18 protein-coding genes and 1 riboswitch are annotated in these 17,192 nt (G+C 70.1%); of the genes, 7 read left to right on the forward strand and 11 right to left on the reverse strand.

Annotation, left to right across the window (positions count from 1 at the left end):
• Positions 1–4: 4 nt before the first annotated feature.
• The 3 genes from N5I32_RS02070 (at position 5) to N5I32_RS02080 (ending at position 3,995) form a co-directional block, all read left to right on the forward strand.
• Complete coding sequence (locus tag N5I32_RS02070; protein ID WP_261493730.1) at positions 5–1,924, forward strand: heavy metal translocating P-type ATPase; 1,920 nt, start codon at positions 5–7, stop codon at positions 1,922–1,924.
• The gene (locus N5I32_RS02075; RefSeq protein WP_261493731.1) at positions 1,921–3,162 is read left to right on the forward strand and encodes an MFS transporter; all 1,242 of its coding nucleotides are present in this window, start codon (positions 1,921–1,923) and stop codon (positions 3,160–3,162) included. The genes N5I32_RS02070 and N5I32_RS02075 overlap by 4 nt, the downstream gene beginning before the upstream one ends.
• 107 nt (positions 3,163–3,269) lie before the next feature.
• On the forward strand, positions 3,270–3,995 hold the full coding sequence (locus N5I32_RS02080) for a DUF6782 family putative metallopeptidase (protein ID WP_261493732.1): 726 nt from the start codon (positions 3,270–3,272) through the stop codon (positions 3,993–3,995).
• 12 nt (positions 3,996–4,007) lie between these two features.
• Here the strand turns inward: N5I32_RS02080 and N5I32_RS02085 are convergent, their stop codons facing one another.
• From N5I32_RS02085 to N5I32_RS02105, 5 genes are all read right to left on the reverse strand, one after another.
• The gene (locus tag N5I32_RS02085) at positions 4,008–4,436 is read right to left on the reverse strand and encodes a GFA family protein (RefSeq protein WP_261493733.1); all 429 of its coding nucleotides are present in this window, start codon (positions 4,434–4,436) and stop codon (positions 4,008–4,010) included.
• Positions 4,437–4,525: 89 nt separating this feature from the next.
• Positions 4,526–4,891: a TFIIB-type zinc ribbon-containing protein gene (locus N5I32_RS02090; protein WP_261493734.1), complete on the reverse strand. Its 366-nt coding sequence runs from the start codon at positions 4,889–4,891 to the stop codon at positions 4,526–4,528.
• A 92-nt stretch (positions 4,892–4,983) separates the two neighbouring features.
• Positions 4,984–6,702, reverse strand: a complete 1,719-nt coding sequence (metG, locus tag N5I32_RS02095; RefSeq protein WP_261493735.1) for a methionine--tRNA ligase — start codon at positions 6,700–6,702, stop codon at positions 4,984–4,986.
• 174 nt (positions 6,703–6,876) lie between these two features.
• Positions 6,877–8,100 (reverse strand): MFS transporter, encoded by a 1,224-nt coding sequence (locus tag N5I32_RS02100; RefSeq protein WP_261493736.1) that lies wholly within the window; start codon positions 8,098–8,100, stop codon positions 6,877–6,879.
• A gap of 82 nt (positions 8,101–8,182) precedes the next feature.
• Complete coding sequence (locus N5I32_RS02105; RefSeq protein WP_261493737.1) at positions 8,183–8,758, reverse strand: YceI family protein; 576 nt, start codon at positions 8,756–8,758, stop codon at positions 8,183–8,185.
• A gap of 219 nt (positions 8,759–8,977) precedes the next feature.
• Between N5I32_RS02105 and wrbA the strand changes: the two genes are divergently transcribed.
• Positions 8,978–9,571: an NAD(P)H:quinone oxidoreductase gene (gene wrbA / locus N5I32_RS02110; protein WP_261493738.1), complete on the forward strand. Its 594-nt coding sequence runs from the start codon at positions 8,978–8,980 to the stop codon at positions 9,569–9,571.
• 19 nt (positions 9,572–9,590) lie between these two features.
• Here wrbA and N5I32_RS02115 read toward each other — a convergent pair whose 3' ends face one another.
• The 5 genes from N5I32_RS02115 to N5I32_RS02135 all read right to left on the reverse strand — a co-directional run bounded on the left by N5I32_RS02115 (position 9,591) and on the right by N5I32_RS02135 (position 13,270).
• Positions 9,591–10,523: a 1-phosphofructokinase family hexose kinase gene (locus N5I32_RS02115; RefSeq protein WP_369414223.1), complete on the reverse strand. Its 933-nt coding sequence runs from the start codon at positions 10,521–10,523 to the stop codon at positions 9,591–9,593.
• 100 nt (positions 10,524–10,623) lie between these two features.
• Complete coding sequence (locus N5I32_RS02120) at positions 10,624–11,565, reverse strand: MBL fold metallo-hydrolase (protein ID WP_261493739.1); 942 nt, start codon at positions 11,563–11,565, stop codon at positions 10,624–10,626.
• 79 nt (positions 11,566–11,644) lie between these two features.
• Positions 11,645–12,361, reverse strand: a complete 717-nt coding sequence (locus N5I32_RS02125) for an LrgB family protein (protein ID WP_261493740.1) — start codon at positions 12,359–12,361, stop codon at positions 11,645–11,647.
• On the reverse strand, positions 12,354–12,707 hold the full coding sequence (locus tag N5I32_RS02130) for a CidA/LrgA family protein (protein WP_261493741.1): 354 nt from the start codon (positions 12,705–12,707) through the stop codon (positions 12,354–12,356). The genes N5I32_RS02125 and N5I32_RS02130 overlap by 8 nt, the downstream gene beginning before the upstream one ends.
• A 155-nt stretch (positions 12,708–12,862) precedes the next feature.
• The gene (locus N5I32_RS02135; RefSeq protein WP_261493742.1) at positions 12,863–13,270 is read right to left on the reverse strand and encodes a metallopeptidase family protein; all 408 of its coding nucleotides are present in this window, start codon (positions 13,268–13,270) and stop codon (positions 12,863–12,865) included.
• A 73-nt stretch (positions 13,271–13,343) separates the two neighbouring features.
• Between N5I32_RS02135 and gltX the strand changes: the two genes are divergently transcribed.
• Positions 13,344–14,669 carry a glutamate--tRNA ligase gene (gltX, locus tag N5I32_RS02140; RefSeq protein WP_261495897.1) on the forward strand — a complete coding sequence of 442 codons (1,326 nt, stop codon included), beginning with the start codon at positions 13,344–13,346 and terminating at the stop codon, positions 14,667–14,669.
• A gap of 78 nt (positions 14,670–14,747) precedes the next feature.
• Here the strand turns inward: gltX and N5I32_RS02145 are convergent, their stop codons facing one another.
• Positions 14,748–15,314: a gamma-glutamylcyclotransferase family protein gene (locus N5I32_RS02145; RefSeq protein WP_261493743.1), complete on the reverse strand. Its 567-nt coding sequence runs from the start codon at positions 15,312–15,314 to the stop codon at positions 14,748–14,750.
• 124 nt (positions 15,315–15,438) lie between these two features.
• A riboswitch (glycine riboswitch) is annotated at positions 15,439–15,539 on the forward strand.
• A gap of 147 nt (positions 15,540–15,686) precedes the next feature.
• Here N5I32_RS02145 and gcvT point away from each other — a divergent pair.
• Entirely contained in the window at positions 15,687–16,814 is a 1,128-nt protein-coding gene (gene gcvT / locus N5I32_RS02150; protein ID WP_261493744.1) for a glycine cleavage system aminomethyltransferase GcvT, read from the forward strand.
• A gap of 18 nt (positions 16,815–16,832) precedes the next feature.
• Positions 16,833–17,192 carry a glycine cleavage system protein GcvH gene (gene gcvH, locus N5I32_RS02155; protein ID WP_261493745.1) on the forward strand — a complete coding sequence of 120 codons (360 nt, stop codon included), beginning with the start codon at positions 16,833–16,835 and terminating at the stop codon, positions 17,190–17,192.

Consider the following 17,192-nt stretch of genomic DNA (forward strand, 5'->3'; position numbering starts at 1 on the left):
ACCTGTGGATCGCGAACGGACGGACCGACTGAAGACCCTTCTGCTGGCGATCGCGCTCGCCGGTCTTCTGCTGGGGCTGGCGCTTCACTTCGGCGGGCGGCCCGACCTCGCCCGGAGCCTCTGGTTCGCGGGTGTCGTGCCCGTTCTGGCGGCGCTGGTGATCGAGATCCTGCGCGGCCTTGCCCGCGGCGAGGTCGGGCTGGACATCGTGGCGGCGCTTTCGATGTCGGCCGCGCTGACCTTCGGCGAGACGCTGGCGGCTGCGGTGGTCGCCGTCATGTATTCGGGCGGCACCTTCCTGGAAAGCTTTGCCGAAGGCCGTGCCCGCCGCGAGATGCGCGATCTTCTCTCCCGCGTGCCGCGCACCGCGACGCGCCACCGCAACGGCGGGCTGGAGGAGGTGCCGCTTGACGAGGTCGCTCCGGGCGACCGCCTGCTGATCCGCCAGGGCGATGTCGTGCCGGTTGACGGGCGCATCGCCTCGGCCACGGCCCATCTCGATACCTCGGCGCTGACCGGGGAATCGCTGCCCGTCCGGCTGGAGCGCGGCGCCGACGCGATGAGCGGGTCGACCAACGCAGGCGAAGCCTTCGACCTCGAGGCCACGCACGAAGCCCGCGACAGCACCTATGCCGGTATCGTGCGCCTGGTCGAGGAGGCGCAGCGTTCCAGGGCCCCGATGGCGCGTCTGGCCGACCGCTGGTCGCTGGGATTTCTGGCCGTCACCCTCGTTGTCGCCGGTGCCGCCGGGTGGCTTACCGGCGATCCGATCCGCGCCGTGGCGGTCATGGTCGTCGCCACGCCGTGCCCGCTGATCCTGGCCGTTCCGGTCGCGCTTGTCGCCGGGCTGAGCCGGGCCGCGCACTTCGGGGTTCTGGTCAAGGGCGCGAGGCCGCTCGAGGCGATGGCGCGCACCCGGACCCTGATCCTCGACAAGACCGGCACGCTGACCGACGGGCGCCCGCAGATCGTGAGCATCGATTGCCATGACGGGATGGGCGGCGATGACATCCTGCGCTTCGCCGCGGCACTGGATCAGGCGTCGAAACACCCCGTCGCGCAGGCCATTGTGGCGGCTGCGAAGGACCGCGGCCTGACCCTTCCGGTTCCCGAGGATGTCGCCGAGATTGCCGGCGAAGGCGTGATCGGTTTCATCGACGGCCGTCAGGTGATCGTCGGCGGGGACGGCTTCGTTGCCGGTCGTGTCGGCCGGGCGCCGGCCGATCACCCTGACATCGCGGCAGGATCGGTGATGGTGGCGGTGGCGGTCGATGGCCGCATGGCCGGCCATCTGGTGATGTCGGACCCGCTGCGCGAGGGGACGAAGGAGATGCTGGAAGGCCTCAGGCGGCAGGGTGTGGGGCGGATCCTGCTGGCCACCGGCGACCGCGCGGAGGTGGCGCACCGGGTGACCGATGGCCTGGGCCTGGACGGTATCCGCGCGGGCCTGACCCCCGACCAGAAGGTGCTGCTGGTCCTGAGCGAGCACAAGAACGGCCCGGTGATGATGGTGGGCGACGGGGTGAACGACGCCCCGGCGCTCGCCGCAGCCGACGTCGGCGTCGCCATGGGTGCGCGGGGGGCCGCGGCCAGCGCCGAGGCGGCGGATGTGGTGCTGCTGGTCGACCGGGTCGACCGCATCGCGCCGGGGATCGAGATTGCCCGCCGCGCGCGCGGTATCGCGATCGAAAGCGTGGTCGCGGGGATCGGCCTGTCGTTTCTCGGAATGCTCGCCGCGGCCTTCGGCTACCTGGCGCCCGTCGAGGGCGCGCTCCTGCAGGAGGGGATCGACGTCGCCGTCATCCTGAACGCGCTGCGCGCCCTGCGCATCGCGCCGCAGGGCGTGTCCGTCGACCGCGCCGCCACCGACGCGACGCCGGCGGTGGCCGGCCAGACCCCGCAGGCGGGGGAAGGCGCGCCGTGAGCGACCGGCCCCCGTCCGCAGCGGGGGATGCCCGCGCGCCCTGGCGCCGCCTGCCCGCCGGCATCTGGGCGCTGGGCCTTGTGTCGATGCTGATGGATGTCTCGTCCGAGATGATCCATGCGCTGCTGCCGGTCTACCTGGTGGTGGGGCTGGGCACGACGACGCTGACCGTGGGTATCATCGAGGGTATCGCCGAGGCGACGGCGGCGATCACCAAGGTCTTCTCGGGCGCGATCAGCGACCGCGTCGGCCGGCGCAAGGACCTCGCGGCGCTGGGCTACGGCCTGGCCGCGGTGACGAAGCCGGTCTTTCCGCTGGCGCCGACCGTGGGCTGGCTGGTCGCCGCGCGATTTATCGACCGGGTCGGAAAGGGCATCCGCGGCGCCCCCCGCGATGCGCTGGTGGCCGACATCGCGCCGCCCGACCTGCGCGGCGCGGCCTTCGGGTTGCGGCAGTCGCTGGATACGGCGGGGGCTTTCCTCGGGCCGCTTGTGGCCATCGGGCTGATGTGGCTTTTCGCCGACGATTTCGCCGCGGTCTTCTGGGTGGCGGTGGTCCCGGCCTTCGCGGCGCTGGCGCTGATCCTGTTCGCCGTCCACGAACCGCCGCGCCCGGCAGGGCTGCGGAGGGTCCGCAACCCGCTGTCCCGGCGCGAGCTTGCTGGGCTTGGCGGGGTCTACTGGTGGGTCGTGGCCGTGGCTGCGGTCTTCTCGCTGGCGCGCTTCAGCGAGGCGTTCCTGATCCTGCGGGCCGAGGGAGCGGGCCTTTCGCTGATGCTCGTGCCGCTGGTGCTGGTGGTGCTGAACATCGCCTATGCGCTGTCGGCCTATCCCGCGGGCGCACTGTCGGACAGCATCAACCGCATCGGCCTGCTGGTGGTGGGGCTGGTCCTGCTGATCGCAGCCGATCTCGTCCTGGCACTCGTGCCCGGCCTTCCGGGGATCGTAGCGGGGGTGATCCTGTGGGGGCTGCACATGGGGTTCACGCAAGGGATCCTTGCCGCGCTCGTGGCCGACAGCGCCCCGCCCGATGTGCGCGGCACCGCATTCGGCGTGTTCAACCTCGTGACCGGCGCGGCCCTACTGGCGGCAAGCGTCCTTGCGGGGCTTCTCTGGGACGCGTTCGGCGCCCGGTGGACCTTTCTCGCCGGTGCCGCCTTCGGCCTTCTGGCGATCGGCGGGCTGATCGCGCTGCACCGTCGGCTGGCCGAAGACCGGCGCGGGACGGACGAGGGGTAAGCGGCGCCCTTTCCAGCGCGGCGGCAAGGCCCTAGTCTTTCCCCATGCGTCGCTCCGCCGCCCTTTTCGCCGCGCTCCTCCTCGCCCCGCAGGCGGGGGCGGATCCCTTGACCGCGTGGCACCCGAACGCCGCCGACCTGTGCCTTGTGCCGCCCTACGACGGCGCGGGGGGCGAGGAACCGGCCTCGCTTCACGCGCTTCTGGAGGCGGTCGAGGCGCTCGACCCCGCGCCCGACCCGCTGCTGGCCGTGCTGGCCGACACCGGCGCGGCGGTCTGCCTCGAGGATCGCCCGACCACGGTGCGCGGCGCCTACAACGTCGAGCGCAACCTGATCGAACTGCGCGCCGACCTCGACCAGGGGGAACGCCTGCTGATCCTGATCCACGAACTTCGCCACCTCGAACAGTTCGGCCGCGGCTTCTGCCCCTCGACCGACTTCGACCTCGAGGAGGCGGTGCGCTTCACCTACATGGTGGAGGCCGATGCGCAGGCCATCGCCACCCTCTACGCCTGGCGGCTGAGAGAGGCGGGCGACGCGCGGGCCTGGGACGCCATCGCGCGGCTCAGGGAATACGCCGACATCGGCGCGGTCTTTGCCGATGCCATGCGCCATGGCGCCGCGCCCGAGACGGCGGTCGCCGCCGCCTTCGACGCCTGGTTCACCTCGCCCTGGCGGGTGGAGAGCTACCGGCTGTCCACCTGCACCGCCTATCTCGACCGGCTCGACGACAGCAAGCGCCTGCGCAGCTACGCCCCCTTGCCGGAGGGCTATTTCGCGCGCCTCTGCACCCTGCCGGACGGCACCGGCTATCCCTGCACCCTGCCGGACTGAAAGGGCGCGCGGCTACTCGGCCACCATCTCGCCCGACCCGCCGAAATCGGCCGGGAAGTCGCGGAACTTGGGCAGGCCATCCTTCATCCGCAGCGCGGTCTCGCCGTAGTTCACATGCACGCCCGGCTTGAAGTCCACCGAGGGCAGGAGGGCGGCATAGACGTCGACAAGCTTCAGGCCCGGATGCCCGGTCATCAGGTGCCCGCCGCATCTGGTGCACCACTGCCGGTCGCTGGCCGGGGTCTTGTTATAGCGGCCGACGAACTCCGCCCCCTTGCTCACCCGGACCTTCGCCGGATCCCAGAGCGTGAAGGCGTTGACCGGCCCCGCCGACCAGTGGCGACAACTGTCGCAGTGGCAATATCCCATCGCGACCGGATCGCCCTCGGCCTCGATCTCGACCGCGCCGCAGAAACAGGTACCCTTGTGAACCGCTGCCATTCTTCCCTCCCTGATGAACGGAGGTTTCCGGCCTGCATCACTACCCCGCGCCATGCTATCACGGCGCGGGCCGGGCCACTACCGGCGCGTCAGTCGAAATCGAAGATCTCGCTGAGGAAGCTCTTGCGGCGATGCGACCGTCGGCCGTCGCGGTCGTCGCTGTCGTCATGGCGGCGGTCGTCGTGGCGGCGGTCGTGATGGCGGTCGTCATACCGGCGCTCATCGTGGTCGCGGCGGTCCTGACGCGGGGCGGGGCGCGCTTCCGCACGCGGGTCGGGCCGCCCCGCCGCTTCCCTCCGGGGTTCGTCGAGCGCCACCGCGGGCGTCGCCCGGTCGATGATCTTGTCAAGCTCGCCGCGGTCGAGCCAGACGCCCCGGCACTTCGGGCAATAGTCGATCTCGACCCCGTGCCGCTCCGTCATCACCAGTTCGGCGCCATCCACCGGACATTGCATCCCGTCATCTCCTGTCGTTGTCCGATCCCCATATGGGGGCGCGGTCGCGACAGGCAAGACGGGCCGGCGGAATGCCGCGGGTTGGCAGGCGGTCAGGTGCGCACGCCGGCGAACCGCTTCTGCCAGTCCTCGCGCTCCTCGTCCGCGATCTTGCGGAAGAGAACCTCGGGCGTCTCGAAGGCGTGGCCTGCGGGCAGGACCGAAAGCGCCTCGGCGATCGGGCCGGGCCAGCTGCGGTCATCGGTTCCCATCGCCGCCAGCATCCGGGCGGAGGCATCGGGGATGAAGGGTTCGGACAGGACCGCGTAAAGCCGCACGAGGTTCAGCCCCAGCCGCGTCATCGCCGCCGCCCGCTCCGGGTCCTCCTTGAAGACGGTCCAGGGCGCGGCCGACTGCAGGTATTCGTTGCCCGCGACCCAGATCGCGCGCAACTCCGCCGCCGCCTTGCGGACCTCCATCGCCTCCATGTGGCCCTCATAGGCCCGCACGCGCGTCTCCAGTTCCGCGATCAGCGCCGCCGCCCGTTCTCCGGTCTGCCCGCCCTCGGGCACCAACTCGCCGAACTTCGAGCGGCAGAACTTGGTCACCCGGCTTACGAAGTTGCCCAGCACGTCGGCCAGGTCCTTGTTCACGCTCGCCTGGAAATTCTCCCAGGTGAACTCGCTGTCCGAGTTCTCCGGCGCGTGGGACAGAAGCCACCAGCGCCAGTAGTCCGCCGGCAGGATACTGAGCGCCTGGTCCATGAAGACGCCGCGGCCCTGGGAGGTGGAGAACTGGCCGCCGTCGTAGTTCAGGTAGTTGAAGGACTTGATGTAGTCGACGAGCTTCCAGGGCTCGTCCGAGCCGATGATCGTCGCCGGGAACGACAGCGTGTGGAAGGGCACGTTGTCCTTGCCCATGAACTGCACATAGGTCACGTCGTGCGCGCCCTTGTCGGTGCGCCACCAGCGTTCCCAGGCGGCATCGTCCAGCCCGTGCGCGTCGGCCCATTCGGCGGTCCCCGCGATGTATTCGATCGGCGCGTCGAACCAGACGTAGAAGACCTTGCCCTCCATCCCCTGCCAGGGCGCGCCTGCGAACTGCGCCGGCACGCCCCAGGCGAGGTCGCGGGTGATGCCCCGGTCCTGCAACCCCTCGCCGTCGTTCAGCCATTTCTTCGCGATTGAGGTGGTCAGCACCGGCCAGCCGGTCTTGCTGTCGATCCACTCCGCCAGCCGCTCCTTCAGCACGCGCTGGCGCAGGTAAAGGTGCTTGGTCTCGCGCAGTTCGAGATCGGTCGAGCCCGAGACGGCCGAACGCGGGTTGATCAGGTCGGTCGGGTCAAGCTGCTTGGTGCAGTTCTCGCACTGGTCGCCGCGCGCTCGGTCGTAGCCGCAGTTCGGGCAGGTACCCTCGATATAGCGGTCGGGCAGGAAGCGGTCGTCGGCCCTCGAGAACATCTGCTTCTCGACCACCTCGGCGATCAGCCCCTGCTCGCCCAGCCGGCGGGCGAAATGCTGCGTCAGCCGGTGGTTGCGCGCCGAGGAGGAACGGCCGAAATGATCGAACGACAACCGGAACCCGCGCGCGATTTCGGCCTGCACCCCGTGCATCTCGGCGCAATACTCCGCCACCGGCTTGCCCGCCTTGGCGGCGGCCAGTTCGGCCGGCGTGCCATGTTCGTCGGTGGCGCAGATGAACATCACCTCGTTCCCGCGCATGCGCATGTAGCGGGCGTAGAGGTCGGCCGGCAGCTGCGAGCCGACGAGGTTGCCGAGATGCTTGATCCCGTTGATGTAGGGGATCGCCGAGGTGATCAGAATCCGGGCCATGCGCGCGCCTTTCCCTTGTGTCCCGGCCCCTTTATCGCCCCTCGGCGCGAAGGGCCAGAGGGCACGCGGACCCCGCGCCGCCACCCCTTCTTCTTTTCGGAAATATCCTCGGGGGGCGCGGGGGGCAGACGGCCCCCCGCTCTCCTTCAGACCCGCCTCTTCAAACCCGCAGCTTCAGCCGTCGCGCGGCGTCCGACGGAACAGCCGCCCGGCGATGAACGAGGTGCGCGGGGTGTAGATGTAGGGGGTGCGCGGGCCGACCGAGGGGCGCGCCCGCATCCTCAGGATGCCGAAACCGATCAGCAGGACATGGATCACCGCGATGAAGACGAACATCGCCGAGGGGCCATAGGCCTCGATCAGCCACGAGGCGGCGGCGGGCGAGGCGATGGCGCCGACCGCGTAGAGGAACATCAGCGCCGCCGAAAGCTCCACCCGCTCGTCGTCCTGCGCAAAGTCGTGGGCATGCGCGGTCGAGAGCGAATAGATCGGCATCGTGGTCGCACCGAAGAAGGCAGCCCCCGCAAAGACCGCGACGGTGCCCATCCCCGACACCGCGATTGTCACCGCGCAGGACAGGATCGCCACCACCGAGATGCCGATCAGGACGTGGCGGCGGTCATGGCGGTCGGCCAGCCAGCCGAGCGGGAACTGCACCAGCGCGCCGCCGACGACGAAGGCGGCGAGGAAAAGCGCGATCATGTCCTGCGTCAGCCCGACCTCGAGCCCGTAGATGGGCCCGACCATGCGGAAGGCGGCACTCGTCACCCCCGACACCACGACGCCAAGCGCGGCCAGCGGCGAGCGTTGCCAGGCCAGCCCCGGACGCAGGCGCGGGGCCAGCGGCATGCCCGGCTCCTCGGCCTTGGAGACGAGCATCGGCAGCAGCGCCGCGCAGCACAGGAGTGCGAGCATGTTGTAGGAGAAATAGGCGGCGGGCGTCAGCACCCCGATGACCAGCTGTGCCGCCAGCGACCCGCCGGTATCGACGACGCGGTATATGCCCATCGCGCGGCCCCGCGTCTCGTTCGTGACCTTGGCCTGAAGCCAGGCCTCGATCACCGTGTAGGCGCCCGCGACGCAGAGACCCGAGAGCATCCTGAGCCCCGCCCAGGCCAGCGGATCGACGATCATCATGTGGGCGATGACGCCGATCGTTCCCGAGGCGGTAAAGGCGCCGAAGGCGCGCGAATGGCCAACCGCCCCGATCAGGCGCGGCGCCCACCAGCAGCCGATGAAGAAGCCGAAGAAATGCGCCGACCCCATGGTGCCGATCTCGGCCTTGGAGAATCCGAGTTCCACCCCCGACAGCGCGTCGAGCGGCGCGACTGACCCGGTGCCGAGTTGCAGGAACACGACCGACAGGAAAAGGGCGGCGAAGGAGATCAGAAGGCGCATCGCGGGGGCTCTTGCAGGTGCCGCCACCATGTCGCCTCCGGCGCCGGTTGCCCAGAGCGAAAACGCAGGCCGGGGGCGGAAATCAGGGCGACAGCACCAGCCGCGCCAGGATCTTCAGCCGCACCTCGTCGCCCACCAAGTCGGCAAAGCCGGTCGCGCCGAACTCCGACCGCCGCACCGTTCCCGTCAGTTGCACCGCAAGACGCTCACGGTAGCCCGGATCGGTCCCCTGAGGGCGGAAGACGCGGGCCGAAAGCGTGACCGGCCGGGTCTGGCCGCGCAGGGTCAGCATGCCGGTCACCACCGCCGCATCGCCCTCGCGGCGGAACCCCGTGCTCTCGAAGCTGATCTTGGGGAAGCGGTCAGTGGCCAGCACGCCATCGCTTTTCATCGCCTGCGTGGCGAAAGGGATGTTCGCGACCGCACCCGCGGCGTCAAGGACGACCAGCGCCCGGCTGTTGGCCGCGCGATCGAAGTCGAGCGTCAGGTCCGCCTCCGCGACCGGGAAGGTGCCGCGAATCGTGCCCTCGTTGAACCCCACCTCGAAGCCGACAAGCGACCCCTCGGCCTGAAGGACGTAATCGAGCGGCCTGGCGGTGGCGGGCGGGGCCAGCCCCGCCGCAAGGCCGATCAGCAGGGCCGCGAGGGCTGGGCGCATGGCGACTCCGTCAGGGGGCGGCGGCGGTCCGACGGCGCCGGATTCCGCGTGCGGCAGCATAGCCGCTCCGGTTCCGTCGCGCGCTCATATTGTGGTGAGCGCGCTGCCCCGAGGGCCCTTTTTTATGTGCAAGAAAGAACAGAGTCGGTTCGATAATGGCCAGATAACATCCCCACCGCACAGACTACATTACCGCAAGATGAATCGCCGGAGACCGAAATGACCAAACCGAACATCCTTGTCGTCTTCTATTCCACATACGGCACCAACCATGCCGTCGCCCAGGCCGCGGCCGAGGCTGCCGGCGCCGCGGGGGCGGAAGTGCGCCTGCGCCGCATCGCCGAAACCGCGCCGGAGGCCGTCGTCAACGGCCAGGACGCGTGGAAGGCGCAGGCCGAAAAAACCTCGGACATTCCCGTGGTAAGCCACGAGGACATGGAATGGGCCGACGGCTACTTCTTCTCCGCCCCGACGCGCTACGGCGTGTCCGCCAGCCAGTTGCGCGTCTTCATCGACACGCTCGGGCCGCTCTGGATGAAGGGGGCGCTGGCCAACAAGACCTTCACCGCGACGACCAGCGCGCAGAACGCCCACGGCGGGCAGGAGGCGACGATCCTGTCGCTTTACACGACCGTGATGCACTGGGGCGCGATCATCGTGGCGCCGGGCTACACCGACCCCGCGATCTTCGAGGCGGGCGGCAACCCCTATGGTTATTCCGCCAATGCCGGCAGCTTTGACGACAAGGGCCGCGCGGCGGTGGCGCATCAGGCGAAACGCCTGGTCGCGATGACCGCGAAGCTCAAGGCCTGAGGCGGCGCGCCCTGCAGGGTCAGACCGGCTCTACCGGGCAGGCCGCGATCAGGCGCCGGACATCCGTCGCGCGGCACAGCTCGGTGGCCGGCGTCATGACGGCGGCGCTGGCAGCTGCCATGCCCTCCTGCAGGGCACGGACGGGGGGCCGCCCGCGCGCCAGCGCCAGCACCATCGCGGCCATGAAACTGTCGCCCGCGCCGATCCGGCTTTGAACCGGGACGGCGGGGGCGCGGACCAGGAACCGCCCTTCCGGACCCGCCATGACCGAGCCTTCGGCGCCGCGCGCCAGCACGACGCGGTCGGCGGCGCCCCCCTTGACCAGCGACTGCGCATAGTCGGCGCTGTCGCGCGCGGTCGCCAACGCGCTTCCCGCCTGCGCCTCGGCCTCGGCCGCGTCGAGCCTGAGGAGCGCCAGCCGCGCCTGACCCGCGATCGCCGCCGCCAGCGCAGCGCCCGAGGTGTCAACCGCCAGAAGCGCCCCCTTGCGCGCCATCCGCCGCGCCAGGTGGAGCGCGAAATCTGCGGGCACGCCGGGTGGCAGACTGCCCGAAAGGACAAGGAACTGGCCAGCCCCGACCGCCGCCACGGCCGCCGACAGGGCGCTGTCCGCATCGCGCCGGCGCCAGGCAGGGCCGGGCAGGACGAAGCGGAACTGTTGCCCCGTGCCCGCGTCCGTGACCGTCAGGCCTTCGCGCGTTTCGCCGCGGCAGGGCAGCGGCGCAAGCGCCACCCCCTCCCGTTCCAGCAGGGCCGCAAGCCGGTCCCCCGTCGCGCCGCCAAGCGCCGCAATCGCCAGCGTCCGGCCGCCAAGACGCCGGATCACGCGCGACACGTTGATGCCGCCGCCGCCCGGATGGACCGCGGGGGCGGTGCAGCGCAGCTTGGGGCCGGGCACGACCTTCGCCGTCTCGACCGCAAGGTCGAGCGCGGGGTTGAGCGTGAGCGTCACGACGGGCAGCAGGGCGGCACTCCTTCCGGTCGGTAAGAGAGTGCCGCAAAAGTCGCGCCCGGCCAAGCGCGCCCGGCCAAGCGCGGCCGGGCCCGGCGCCTCAGCCCAGCATCAGCTGGTAGGCCGTCGGCACGTAGCGGAAGCCGTCGCCCGCGGCTTCGATGAAGCCGGTGGCGGGGAAGGGCATGTGATAGCCGACGAAGGGGATCCGCTCGGCCGCGATCATGCCCAGAAGGCTCTTGCGGGTCGTCGCCGCCTGCGCCTTGTCCGCGTCGAACTTCACCTCCCACTCGGGGTGGGCCAGCGACCAGACCGGGTGGTTGGCCGCGTCCGCGATCAGCACCAGCGACTTGCCGGCGCTGTCGATCCGGTAGGCCATGTGGCCGGGGGTGTGGCCGTGGGCGGCGATTGCGGTGATGCCGGGGGCGACCGTGCCGCCGTCGTCGAGGAAGCTGAAGCGGTCGTTCAGCGGGCGCACCTTGGTGTCGAAGGTCTCGTTCCCGGCACCCATCCAGTGGTTGTGCTCGGCCGCGCCGGTGACATAGGCGGCGTTGGCGAAGGTCGCCCCCGCATCGCCCATCAGTCCGCCGATGTGATCGCCGTGCATGTGGGTGATGACCACGGTATCGACCTCGTCCGGGGTGTGGCCGGCGGCGGCTAGGGCGGCGGTGATGCCCTGCGGGTCAAGCCCGGTGTCGAACAGGATCAGCGCCTCGCCGGTATTGACCAGCGTGGGGGTGAAGAAGAACTGCGCCACATCGGTGGGCAGGAAGGCCGCGTCCGAGGCGGCGGCGAATTCCTCGGGGCTGACGTTCAGGCCGAAGATCTCCTGCGGCTTCTCGACCGCGCGGGTTCCGGCCAGAAGCGTCGTCACCTCGAAATCGCCCAAGGCAAAGCGGCTGAAGGTCGGAACGCTCATCCCCTGCTTCGCGGCCTTCGCGTGGACGGCCGAGGGGATCGCGGCGGGAATGGCAGTGGCCAGCGGAAGGGCGGCAGCGGCAAAAAGCGCCTGGCGGCGCGACAGTCCGGATCTGTCAGTCATCTCTCTCTCCCGTTTCTTGATCGCCGGATACTAGGATGTGGTCACGTCCGGGCCGTTCACAATCCCGTGGGAGCGCGATTCAGAGGAAAAGCCAGAGCACCATCGGGGCGACGAAGGCCGTGGCGATGGCATTCAGCGCCATGCCGAGGCCCGCGAAGGCGCCGGCCGTCGCATCCACCTGGAAGGCGCGCGCGGTGCCGATGCCGTGGCTGGCGATGCCGACGGCCAGGCCGCGGGCGCGCCAGTCGCGGATGCCCATGGCGTTGAGGAGCGGCGTGGCGACGACGGCGCCCACGATGCCGGTCAGGATCACCAGCACCGCGGTCAGCGTCGGCGCCCCGCCCACACGTTCGGCGATGCCGATGGCGACCGGCGCGGTCGCCGACTTCGGCGCGAGCGAGGCGAGTTCCACCGGCCCGACCCCCAGTGCCGCCGCGATGGCGACGGCCGAGACCGCGGCGGTCAGCGACCCCGCGGCCAGGGCCGCAAGCACCGGCAGCGCCGCCCGCCGCAGCCGGCCGAGCGTGTCGAACAGAGGCAGCGCAAGCGACACCGTCGCCGGACCCAGCAGGAAATGGACGAACTGCGCCCCCTCGAAATAGATGCCGTAGGGCGTCTCGGTGGCCCACAGGATCGCCGCCAGGATCACGACCGCGATCAGCACCGTGTTCACCCAGGGCCTGCGCCCCGACCAGCGGAAGCAGGCATCGCCCGCGACATAGGCGGCCAGCGTCAGCCCCAGCCAGAGAAGCGGCCCTTCGGACAGGTAGCTCCAGAAGGCGGCAAGCTCACTCATCCGCCGCCCCCGTCAGCCGCGCGACAAGGACGAAGGCCGCCGCCCCCGCCGCGATGGCGAGCACAGTCGAGACGACGACGGCGACGAGGAGCGAGGCCGCCTGCGTGCCCAGCGTGGACAGGTGGCCTACGACGCCAACGCCCGCCGGAACGAAGAGGAGCGAGAGGTTGGCAAGGATGCCCTCGGCGGTGGGGCGCGCCAGCACCGCAAGGCGCGGCCAGGCGACGACAAGGCCGAGCATCAGCACCATCCCGATCACAGGGCCGGGCACGGGAAGGCCCAGAAGGCGCGCGCCGGCCTCTCCGGCAAGCTGGCAGGCGAGAAGGACGATGAGGGTGTGGATCATGGGGCCGCTCCGGTCTGGTCGGGCGGAGCTTAGGCGGAGGGAAGGTCGCCGCCAACCGGATCGTTCGGGGAGCCTTGTCCGGGCGCGCTGGCCCTCCGCTCGCGCCTCGGGCGTTCGGCGGGGAAATCGTCCACTGGACGATGTCCGATCCCGCCTCACTCCCACCAGCGGTCGATTTCGGCGATGTCCTCGTCGGACCAGCCGAAGTGGTGGGCCAGTTCGTGGATCATCACATGCGCGACCATCTGGCCCAGCGTCACGTCGCCCCGCTCGGCCCATTCGTCCAGGATCGGGCGGCGGAACAGCCAGATCGTGTCGGGCCGGTCGACCACGTCCATCACCGATTTCTCGGTCATCGGGATGCCGTCGTAGAGCCCGGTCAGCTCGAACGGGTTCTCGATGTCCATCTCCTCGAGGATCTCCTCGGGGGCGAAATCCTCGACCCGGATCAGCACGCCGCGCGCGGGGCCTGCGAACTGGGCCGGCAGCTCCGCGAGCGTCGCGCGGGCCAGCGTTTCGATCGCCTCGATATCGGGCGCCGCGCGCCCCAGCCAGTCGTTCATGCGCCTCTCCTTGTCGGCCCTCATATGGACAAAATGCGCCGCCTGTGAAAGAGGGTGCGGCAACAGGAGGCTTCTGATGACCGTCACCCGCTTCGCGCCCTCGCCCACCGGCTATATCCACGTGGGCAACCTGCGCACCGCGCTGATGAACTACCTGATCGCCCGCAAGACCGGCGGCACCTTCATCCTGCGCCTCGACGACACCGACCGCGAACGGTCGAAGCAGGAATACGCGGACGGGATCAAGGAAGACCTCGACTGGCTCGGCCTGCACTGGGACCGGGTCGAGCGGCAGTCCGACCGGCTGGAGCGTTACGGCGCCGTCGCCGCCGACCTGCGGGCGTCGGGTGCCTTCTACGAATGCTTCGAGACGCCGACCGAACTGGACCTGAAGCGCAAGAAGCTGCTCAACATGGGCAAGCCGCCGGTCTACGACCGCGCCGCGCTGAAGCTTTCGGAGGAGGACCGGGCGAAGCTCAGGGCCGAGCGCGAGGGCTACTGGCGCTTCCTGCTCGACCAGAAGCGCACGGATTGGGAGGACGGCATCCTCGGCCCGGTCTCGATCGACACGGCCTCGGTCTCGGACCCGGTGCTGATCCGCGCCGACGGGCAGGTGCTTTACACCTTCGCTTCCTCGGTCGACGACGTCGACATGGGGATCACCCATATCGTGCGCGGTGCCGACCACGTCACCAACACCGCGACGCAGATCCAGATCATGCGCGCGATGGGCGGCACGCCGCCCGCCTTCGCGCACCACTCGCTCCTGACCGGCGCGCAGGGCGAGGGGCTGTCGAAGCGGCTCGGCACGCTCAGCCTGCGCGACCTGCGCGCGCAGGGGGTGGCGAAGGAGGCGCTCCTCAGCCTGATGGCGCGGCTTGGCTCCTCGCAGCCGGTGGAGCTGAAGATGTCGCTCGACGAGATCGCGGATGGGTTCGACCTGTCGCAGTTCGGCGCCGCGCCGACGAAATTCGACGCCGAGGATCTCTGGCCGCTGACGCGGGCGCGCAACCAGGCGCTGCCCTTCGCGGCGGTGAAGGACCGGATCGCCGCGCTGGGCGTGCCGGCTGACAAGGCCGAGCGGTTCTGGGCGGTGGCGTCGAAGAACATCACCCGGCTCGACGACCTGTCCGGGTGGTGGACGCTTTGCCGCGACGGCGCGGAACCGGTGATCGCGCCCGAGGATGCGGGCTTCGTCGCCGAGGCGATGGCGCTGTTGCCGGCGCCGCCCTACGGCGAGACGGCCTGGGCGGACTGGACCGCCGCGGTGAAGGAGCGGACCGGCCGCAAGGGGCGGGGCCTTTTCATGCCCCTGCGCCTGGCGCTGACCGGGCAGGCGCAGGGGCCGGAGATGGCCGAACTGATGCCGCTGCTGGAGCGGGTCCGCGCGAAGGGCTGAGCCCGCGCCTGCGGCCGGCTGCGGGAGCGGGGGTTTTCCACCCCCGCACCCCCGTAAAGTATTTGGGCCAGACTGAAATCAGGGGCGAATGACGGGAAGGCCGAGGGCGGCGAGATGGGCGTCGGTCAGCGCGCGTTCGGCCGCGGCGAGGGGCTGGTGGCGGGGATAGAGCGGGGCGGCGCGGTCGTCGTGGATCGCCGTCCAGCCGGCGGTCGTGGCGAAGAAGCGGCCGACGCCATCCTCGCCGAATTCGCGCAGGAAGCCCTGCACCACCACGTCGAGATAGCTGAGCAGGATCGGGTGGCGGTCCGCGGTCTGGTGCGCGGGGTCGATCGTGTAGATCTCCACCCGTGCGGCCCATCCAAGTGGCTCGGCGAAATCGCCTGTGGCCAGCGGGCGGCGGAGATAGGCGGCCTCGCGCCGGTCGAGGGCGGCCCAGTCGTTGCCGGGGACCGCGGCGAGAAGCCCGTCGATGCTGCCCGGGGCGGGTTCGGCGGAGAGGAAGGCGAAGGGGCGCAGCCGGGTCTGGCGCCAGGTGCGCCGCCAGCCGGCAAGCGTCGCGGGCCGGGCGGGCGTGTGGTCGTGCGTCGCCCGGTTCACGAGCGATCCGTAGCCGAAGAAGGCGGGAGGGCGGTCATCCGGCATGGTCGGGGGCCGAGGCAAAGTTGATCGTCACGCAAGCAAGTTGCGCCCGGAAGGGGTTCGGCGCAAGAATGTATTCCATCGCATACACTATTGCCAGACCCCCCGTGACCCGGCTATTGCTTGCCTGTCAGGATCGGGAGAATCCGGCAGGGCGGCGACGCCCCGGCCGGTGCCGAAGGAGCAACCGCCCCGGTAAACTCTCAGGCGCCAGGACCGTCCTGATGACGAAGAACTCTGGAGAGACCCCGGGCCACCGGGGCGCCGAAGGGATAACGATCTCAGGCGGAAGGACAGAGGGGGCATCGGAAGGGTGGAATGGTTCCGCCCTGAACGGTGCCGGATCATGCGAACCGGCGGGAGAGGAGGGACGGCATGGCCGACCTGAAGCGCACGGTTCTTTACGATCTGCACATCGCCCTTGGCGGCAAGATGGTGCCCTTCGCGGGCTACGAGATGCCGGTGCAGTACCCGATGGGGGTGCTGAAGGAGCATCTGCACACACGCTCGCACGCGGGGCTTTTCGACGTCAGCCACATGGGCCAGGTGATCCTCAGGCCGAAGTCGGGCGCGGTCGCGGATGCCGCGCTGGCGTTCGAGCGGCTGGTGCCGGTGGATGTGGCAGGGCTGGCCGAGGGCCGGCAGCGCTACGGTATGTTCACCGATGAGGCGGGCGGCATCCTTGACGACCTGATGTTCGCCAACCGCGGCGATCACCTCTTCGTCGTGGTGAACGCCGGTTGCCGGGACCAGGACATCGCCCACATGCGCGCGCATCTGGCGGATGCCTGCGAGGTCGAGGAAATCACCGACCGCGCACTGGTGGCCCTTCAGGGCCCCGCGGCGGAGGCGGCGCTGGCCCGCCTGTTGCCCGGCGCGGCGGCGATGAGCTTCATGCAGGTCGCGATCCTGGACTGGGACGGGGTGGAGATTTGGGTGTCCCGGTCCGGCTATACAGGCGAGGACGGCTATGAAATCTCGGTCCCGGACGCCCAGGCGCGGGCCTTCTGCGAGGCGCTTCTGGCGATGGAGGAGGTGGCGCCCATCGGCCTTGGCGCGCGCGATTCGCTGCGGCTCGAGGCTGGGATGTGCCTTTACGGGCACGACATCGACACCACGACCTCGCCGGTCGAGGCGAACCTGTCCTGGGCGATCCAGAAGGCCCGCCGGGCGGGCGGCGCGCGCGCGGGCGGCTTTCCCGGCGCCGGGCGCATCCTGCGCGAACTGGCCGAGGGGCCGGCCCGCCGCCGCGTCGGGCTGAAGCCCGAGGGCCGCGCGCCGATGCGCGAGGGCACGCAGGTCTTTGCCGCGGCCGAAGGGGGCGAACCCATTGGCGCGATCACCTCGGGCGGGTTCGGCCCGTCGATCGAGGGGCCGATGGCGATGGCCTACCTGCCCGCGACCCTGGCCGAGGGCGCGACCGTCTATGGCGACGTGCGCGGCAAGCGCCTGCCGGCCACGATCGTTCCCATGCCCTTCCTTCCCAACCGTTTCAAACGCTGACCAACAGGAGAGAGACCGATGAAATATACCGAAGATCATGAGTGGCTGCGCGTCGATGGCGATGTCGTGGTGGTGGGCATCACCGCGCATGCCTCCGAACAGCTGGGCGACGTCGTCTTCGTCGAACTGCCCGAGGCCGGCACCGCGGTGTCAGCCGGCGACGAGGTCTGCGTCATCGAAAGCGTGAAGGCCGCGTCCGACATCCGCGCGCCCCTGGACGGCGAAATCGTCGAGGTGAACGGCGATCTGGCCGACAACCCCGGCATGGTGAACGAGGACCCGACCGGCAAGGCCTGGTTCTTCAAGATGAAGATCGCCGACCTCTCCGCGCTCGACGGGATGATGGACGAGGCGGCCTACAACGAGATGATCGGATAA

Origin of the sequence: Albidovulum sediminis (assembly GCF_025380365.1) — a bacterium.
Taxonomy (GTDB): Bacteria; Pseudomonadota; Alphaproteobacteria; order Rhodobacterales; family Rhodobacteraceae; genus Albidovulum; species Albidovulum sediminis.

Coding starts and splice junctions, on each gene's coding strand:
- N5I32_RS02085 (WP_261493733.1), bottom strand. CDS start 4,436: ATGGCAGCGGTTCACAAGGGTACCTGTTTCTGCGGCGCGGTCGAGATC.
- N5I32_RS02090 (WP_261493734.1), bottom strand. CDS start 4,891: ATGCAATGTCCGGTGGATGGCGCCGAACTGGTGATGACGGAGCGGCAC.
- metG (WP_261493735.1), bottom strand. CDS start 6,702: ATGGCCCGGATTCTGATCACCTCGGCGATCCCCTACATCAACGGGATC.
- N5I32_RS02100 (WP_261493736.1), bottom strand. CDS start 8,100: ATGCGCCTTCTGATCTCCTTCGCCGCCCTTTTCCTGTCGGTCGTGTTC.
- N5I32_RS02105 (WP_261493737.1), bottom strand. CDS start 8,758: ATGCGCCCAGCCCTCGCGGCCCTGCTGATCGGCCTTGCGGCGGGGCTG.
- wrbA (WP_261493738.1), top strand. CDS start 8,978: ATGACCAAACCGAACATCCTTGTCGTCTTCTATTCCACATACGGCACC.
- N5I32_RS02120 (WP_261493739.1), bottom strand. CDS start 11,565: ATGACTGACAGATCCGGACTGTCGCGCCGCCAGGCGCTTTTTGCCGCT.
- N5I32_RS02125 (WP_261493740.1), bottom strand. CDS start 12,361: ATGAGTGAGCTTGCCGCCTTCTGGAGCTACCTGTCCGAAGGGCCGCTT.
- N5I32_RS02130 (WP_261493741.1), bottom strand. CDS start 12,707: ATGATCCACACCCTCATCGTCCTTCTCGCCTGCCAGCTTGCCGGAGAG.
- N5I32_RS02135 (WP_261493742.1), bottom strand. CDS start 13,270: ATGAACGACTGGCTGGGGCGCGCGGCGCCCGATATCGAGGCGATCGAA.
- N5I32_RS02145 (WP_261493743.1), bottom strand. CDS start 15,314: ATGCCGGATGACCGCCCTCCCGCCTTCTTCGGCTACGGATCGCTCGTG.
- gcvT (WP_261493744.1), top strand. CDS start 15,687: ATGGCCGACCTGAAGCGCACGGTTCTTTACGATCTGCACATCGCCCTT.
- gcvH (WP_261493745.1), top strand. CDS start 16,833: ATGAAATATACCGAAGATCATGAGTGGCTGCGCGTCGATGGCGATGTC.